Below are 5,119 nucleotides of genomic sequence, written 5' to 3'. Positions count from 1 at the left end.
AGGTCGCCTTAAGCATGCGCGCCAACCGCCCATCCAGCCCATCGATCACCATCGACACGGCAATGGCGATCACGGCCGCGCCGTACCGGGCATCCATGCCAAGCCGGATGGCCGAGAGCCCGATGCACAGCCCGAGCAGCGTCATCAGGTTAGGCAGCATGCGGTTGAAGCTCAGGCCTGAAAAACGCTGCCGGCGGGGCAGCCGGCGGCGGCGGCGCGGTGGAATCATGGCGCGGCGGGCAGCTCGGCGATTACCGTCTCGCCGCCGATCATGCGCTGGCCGACTGCCACCAGCGGGGTGCAGCCCTCGGGCAAATACAGGTCGGTACGGCTGCCGAAGCGGATGATGCCGAAGCGCTGGCCGGCCGTGAGGCTCTGGCCCTCATGCACTTCGCACAGGATGCGCCGCGCGATCAGCCCGGCGATCTGCACCACCACCGCCTGCTGGCCATTGGCCAGACGCAGCAGCAGCGAGTTGCGCTCGTTGTCGTCGCTCGCCTTGTCCGCCGCGGCGTTCACGAACAGCCCCGGATGATAGGCGATCTTCTCCACCGTGGCGGCGATGGGGGAGCGGTTCACATGCACGTCCAGCACCGAGAGGAAGGTAGCCACGCGCATGCGCTTGGCATCGCCCAGGCCGAGCTCGGCGGGGGGCACCGCTTCCTCGATGCTCACCACGCGGCCATCGGCCGGGGCGACGAACACGTCGGCCCGGGGCGGCAGCACGCGCTCGGGGTCGCGGAAGAAGTACAGGCAGAACAGGGTGAACAGCACCCCCGCCCAGGCCAGCGGGTGCCAGAACAGCAGCCCCAGCAGCGCCGCGACGACGCCGCCGAGAATGAACGGGTAACCGGCCTTGTGCGGCGGGCTCAGCACCGACTGCACGCTTTCAATAATATCCATTGTTCAACTCTTGGGTTGGGGCAGGACGAAGCTCTGGCCCGGGAAAATCAGGTTCGGATTGTGGATTTTGCCGGCATTGGCCGCGTAGATCAACGTGTACATGGTGCCATGGCCATAGACGTGCCGGGCGATCAGCCACAGGCAATCACCGGGGGCGATGACGACATGCCCATCGGCCAGGGCGGCGGCCAGCGTCTCGGGCGCGAAGGGCGCGGTCACGGGCGGCAGAATTTGCCCCGTGGCGGTGGTGGCGCCCAGGCTCAGCATGCCCGGGCTGGCCGGCACGGCGGCCGAGATATGCCAGCGCCCCTGCGCGTCGGCCTTGGCCTGGCCGATTTCCTGGTTGCTCAGGCGCAGATCCACCGTGGCGCCCGCCGGGGCGGTGCCGGAGAAGATGGCGTGGCCATTGGTGTCGTAATCCACCGCGCCCAGGCCGAGCTGCCCGGCCTGCGGCCCCTGGCCGGTGAGCACGGTGCTGCCATTCGGGCCGGAGAGCACGGTAAGCACCTGCCCGCCATTGCCCGGCACGCTCACAACGGCGGTCTGGTTACCCGCCACCTCGGCACCGCCGGGCGGCACCTCGGAGAGGGTGATCTCATGCGTGCCGGGGGCGAGCGGCGTCTGCGGCGCCAGCACGAAGGCCCCCTGGGCATCGGCCGCTACCGTGCCGATCACGCTGTTGTTGTCCTTCACCGTCACCACCGCGCCTGGGGCGGCGCGCCCGGCGATCACGGTGTTGCCCTCAGTGTCCACGCGCACGACGTCGAATTGCGGCGGGGCGATCATGCTCACCGCTGGGGCGGGTGCCGGGGCCGCGGGCGGCGGCGGCGCCGGGGGCTGCCCGCCATGGCGCAGCATCACCAGCATGCCGATATTCAGCAGCGCCAGCGCGCTGAGCACGGCGACCGCGATGATCCGTGTTTTGCTGCCCCTCCGCGGGGCTTGATCCTTGCTTGCCATATCGCCCCTAGCCTGCCACGAACGACGCAGAACTGGAAGCGAGGCAGAGCTTTATGGGCAGTTTTTCCGTCACCGTGTTTTGCGGCTCCTCTCCCGGCGCCGACCCGGCCTATGGCCAGGCCGCGCACGCTTTGGGCGCGGGGCTTGGCCAGCGCGGCATGAACCTGGTGTTCGGCGGCGGCAATGTGGGGCTGATGGGCGTTACCGCAGGTGCTGCGATGGAAGCGGGCTCGCACGTCACCGGCATCATCCCGGATTTCCTGCGCAAGCGAGAAGTGGAGTTCCACGGCCTCTCCGAACTGATCGTCACCGACTCGATGCACACCCGCAAGCGCCGGCTCTTCGCCCTGGCCAATGCCTTCGTCGTCATGCCCGGCGGCTTGGGCACCTTCGACGAGACCTTCGAGATTCTGACCTGGAAGCAGCTCGGCCAGCACGACAAGCCAATTATCCTGGTGGACATCCTCGGCTGGGCGCAGCCCTTCGTGACCATGATCGAGCAAACCATCGCCCGCGGCTTCGCGCGCGAGAGCGTGCGCGACCTGTTCGAGGTGGCGCCGGACGTGCAGGCCGTGCTCGCCCGGCTGGAGGAATTGCGGGGGAGCTAATTCGCCGCGAAATCCTCGGCGCGGATCATCCCCCGCACCAGCTTCAACGCCTCGAACCCGGCATCCTCGACCAAGCGGGAGAGCAGCGTCTCCCACTCCGCCCGCGCCGCGCCCTCTGCCGAATCACGCAAATCGCCGACCAGCGCCCGCGCCGCCTCAAACGCCGCCGGGCGCTCGGCCTCGGCGCCGACATAGGCATTTTGCAGCGCGTAATAGGCCTTGCGCGCCGGGGTGGTAGCCTCTTCCGCGCACATGATCTGCCGGCCGAAGAGAAACCGCGCCGGCGTGCTCAGCTCGAGCCGCGTGCGTGTCTTGAAGCGAATCACCGCCCCGTTGAGGATCATCGATTCGCCCCGCTTGAGTTCCAGTACCAATGCCGTCATGCGCTCATCCGCCGGGTGCCAAGACCCGGATTTTCGCACGGTGCCGCTTAACATCAGGTGAATATGCGGCCAGCGTCCGCCAGACCGGCACCTTCCCTAGAGCGGCGCCCCTTGCTACGGTAGGTGACGAATCGGTCAATAACGCCAAGAATTCGTTTTGTGTCTGGAAGGGTATCATGAAGTTCAAGGCCGATCGAGCCACGTTGATGAAATCTCTGGCCCATGTGCAGAACGTGGTGGAGAAGCGGAACACCATCCCCATCCTCGCCAACGTGCTGCTGGCGGTGCGGGACGGCCATCTGACCATCGCTGCAACCGACCTGGAAATCTCGCTCGTCGAGGAAGTGGCGGCTGAAACCTCGCGCAACGGCGCCATCACCGTGCCTGCCTCCACGCTGTACGAAATCGTCCGCCGCCAGCCGGACAATGCGGTCATCGAGCTCGACCATCCGGGCGGAGACGCGCAGCTGGCCCTGCGCGCCGGGCGCTACGCCACCAGCCTCGTCGCCCTCTCTGTCGATGAGTTCCCCAAGCTCGACGCCGGCAAGCTCACGCATAATTTCGTGGTCTCGGCGCAGGAACTGCGCGGGCTGATCGACCGCACGCGCTTCGCCATCTCCACCGAGGAAACCCGCTATTACCTGAACGGCATCTTCCTGCACGCGGCCGAGGGCGAGAACGGCCCGGTGCTGCGCGCCGTGGCGACGGACGGCCACCGCCTCGCCCGTGTGGAAGAACCCCTGCCCTCCGGTGCCGCCGGCATGCCGGGCATCATCATCCCCCGCAAGACGGTGACCGAGCTGCGCAAGCTGCTTGATGAAGCCACCGGCGAGGTCGAGGTCGCGCTGTCCGAGACGCGCATCCAGTTCAGCATAGGCAACATGCGCCTGACCAGCAAGCTGATCGACGGCACCTTCCCCGATTACGACCGGGTGATCCCCCGCGGGAACGACAAGATCCTGCGCGTGGACAAGAAGGATTTCAACGACGCGGTGGGCCGCGTCTCGGCCATCAGCGCCGAGAAGCACCGCCCGGTGAAGCTCTCTTTGGCCAAGGACCTGCTGGTCATCTCCGCCGCCTCCGCCGAGCAGGGTTCGGCCTCCGAGGAACTGGGCGGCGATCTGGTGGACTACCAGTCCGGCCCGCTGGAGATTGGCTTCCAGGCCCGTTACCTTTCGGACGTGACCGACCAGATCAAGGGCAAGGTGGAGTTCTTCTTCGCCGATGGCGCCGCCCCGACCCTGGTGCGTGACCAGGACGATGCATCGGCCATTTACGTGCTGATGCCGATGCGGGTGTAACCCACGCAGGTCTCACGCCTCACACTCACGGATTTCCGCTCTTACGCCGCGCTACGGTTTGAACCCGCAGCGCGGCTTAATGTGTTTGCCGGCCCCAACGGCACAGGCAAGACGAACCTGCTGGAAGCGCTCTCTCTGCTCGTGCCCGGACGGGGCCTGCGCGGGGCGAAATTCTCCGAACTGGCGCGCCGTGGGCCAGATGCGTCGGGAAGCTGGGCGGTGGCGGCGCACTTTACCAACGGCGTGGAGATCGGCACGGCGATGGCGGACGGCGCGCCCGAACGCCGGGAATTCCGCCTGAATGGGGTAAAGCCGCGCTCCCAGGCCGAGGTGGCGGAGCAGCTTTCCGCCGTTTGGCTCACCCCGCAGATGGACCGGCTGTTCACCGACACCGCCTCCGGCCGGCGAAAATTCCTCGACCGTCTGGTGGTGGCCCTGGAAACCGGCCATGCGCGCGAGATCGCGGCGTTTGAATCCGCCTCCGCCCAGCGCAACCGGCTGCTGGCGGAAAACCCGGACCCGGCCTGGCTCACGGGGCTCGAAGACTCCATGGCCCGCCACGCCGTTGCCGCCACCGCCGCGCGCATGGCGCTCGTCAACCGGCTCAACGCCAGCATCGCCGCTGGGGCTGCGGACCCGTTCCCCCGCGTGGCCCTCGCGCTCGACTGCGCCATCGCCACGCGCCTCGCCAGCACCCCGGCGCTGGAAGTGGAAGACGCGCTGCGCGCCGCCTATGCCAATGCCCGCTTGCAGGACACCGCCGCGCGCGGTGCCACCATCGGCCCGCAGCGCACCGATTTCCTGATCAGCGACGCCGCCTCCGGCCGCCCCGCAGCATTTTCCTCCACCGGGCAGCAGAAGGCCATGCTCATCGGCATCGTGCTCGGCCATGCAGCACTCATCGCCGCCGCGCGCGGCACCCCGCCGCTGCTGCTGCTCGACGAGCCGCTGGTGCATCTGGACT

The 5,119-nt window shown here is 67.7% G+C and carries 6 protein-coding genes and 1 pseudogene; 3 read left to right on the top strand and 4 right to left on the bottom strand.

Annotation, left to right across the window (positions count from 1 at the left end; all coding sequences use genetic code 11):
* The 3 genes from ACLPJJ_RS11210 to ACLPJJ_RS11200 all read right to left on the bottom strand — a co-directional run.
* On the bottom strand, positions 1 to 160 hold a 160-nt coding region (locus tag ACLPJJ_RS11210), incomplete at its 3' end, for a CDP-alcohol phosphatidyltransferase family protein (protein WP_443591061.1).
* 65 nt (positions 161 to 225) lie between these two features.
* A complete protein-coding gene (locus tag ACLPJJ_RS11205) occupies positions 226 to 903 on the bottom strand; it encodes a phosphatidylserine decarboxylase (protein ID WP_443591060.1) in 678 nt (225 codons plus the stop codon).
* A gap of 3 nt (positions 904 to 906) precedes the next feature.
* Positions 907 to 1,863, bottom strand: coding sequence for an Ig-like domain-containing protein (locus ACLPJJ_RS11200; RefSeq protein WP_443591059.1), 957 nt, complete (start codon positions 1,861 to 1,863; stop codon positions 907 to 909).
* 53 nt (positions 1,864 to 1,916) lie between these two features.
* Here ACLPJJ_RS11200 and ACLPJJ_RS11195 point away from each other — a divergent pair, with 53 nt between their 5' ends.
* Positions 1,917 to 2,471, top strand: coding sequence for a TIGR00730 family Rossman fold protein (locus ACLPJJ_RS11195; RefSeq protein ID WP_443591058.1), 555 nt, complete (start codon positions 1,917 to 1,919; stop codon positions 2,469 to 2,471).
* On the opposite strand, the gene ACLPJJ_RS11190 is transcribed toward ACLPJJ_RS11195, so the two are convergent.
* Positions 2,468 to 2,854 carry a flagellar biosynthesis repressor FlbT gene (locus tag ACLPJJ_RS11190; RefSeq protein ID WP_443591057.1) on the bottom strand — a complete coding sequence of 129 codons (387 nt, stop codon included), beginning with the start codon at positions 2,852 to 2,854 and terminating at the stop codon, positions 2,468 to 2,470. The two genes, ACLPJJ_RS11195 and ACLPJJ_RS11190, sit on opposite strands and share 4 nt — an antisense overlap.
* A 176-nt stretch (positions 2,855 to 3,030) precedes the next feature.
* Between ACLPJJ_RS11190 and dnaN the strand changes: the two genes are divergently transcribed.
* Together dnaN and recF are read left to right on the top strand one after the other, a co-directional pair.
* The gene (gene dnaN / locus ACLPJJ_RS11185) at positions 3,031 to 4,155 is read left to right on the top strand and encodes a DNA polymerase III subunit beta (protein ID WP_443591056.1); all 1,125 of its coding nucleotides are present in this window, start codon (positions 3,031 to 3,033) and stop codon (positions 4,153 to 4,155) included.
* Positions 4,156 to 4,224: 69 nt separating this feature from the next.
* Positions 4,225 to 5,119 (top strand): annotated as a pseudogene (gene recF, locus ACLPJJ_RS11180) (DNA replication/repair protein RecF); the annotation flags it as partial.

The organism is Acidocella sp. (assembly GCF_052326845.1).
In the GTDB taxonomy this organism is placed as follows: domain Bacteria; phylum Pseudomonadota; class Alphaproteobacteria; order Acetobacterales; family Acetobacteraceae; genus Acidocella.
This window is presented reverse-complemented; position numbering and strand designations above follow the sequence as displayed.

What these genes read in the sequence shown, in the direction of transcription:
- ACLPJJ_RS11205 (WP_443591060.1), bottom strand. Translation starts at nt 903, where the DNA reads ATGGATATTATTGAAAGCGTGCAGTCGGTGCTGAGCCCGCCGCACAAG.
- ACLPJJ_RS11200 (WP_443591059.1), bottom strand. Translation starts at nt 1,863, where the DNA reads ATGGCAAGCAAGGATCAAGCCCCGCGGAGGGGCAGCAAAACACGGATC.
- ACLPJJ_RS11195 (WP_443591058.1), top strand. Translation starts at nt 1,917, where the DNA reads ATGGGCAGTTTTTCCGTCACCGTGTTTTGCGGCTCCTCTCCCGGCGCC.
- ACLPJJ_RS11190 (WP_443591057.1), bottom strand. Translation starts at nt 2,854, where the DNA reads ATGACGGCATTGGTACTGGAACTCAAGCGGGGCGAATCGATGATCCTC.
- dnaN (WP_443591056.1), top strand. Translation starts at nt 3,031, where the DNA reads ATGAAGTTCAAGGCCGATCGAGCCACGTTGATGAAATCTCTGGCCCAT.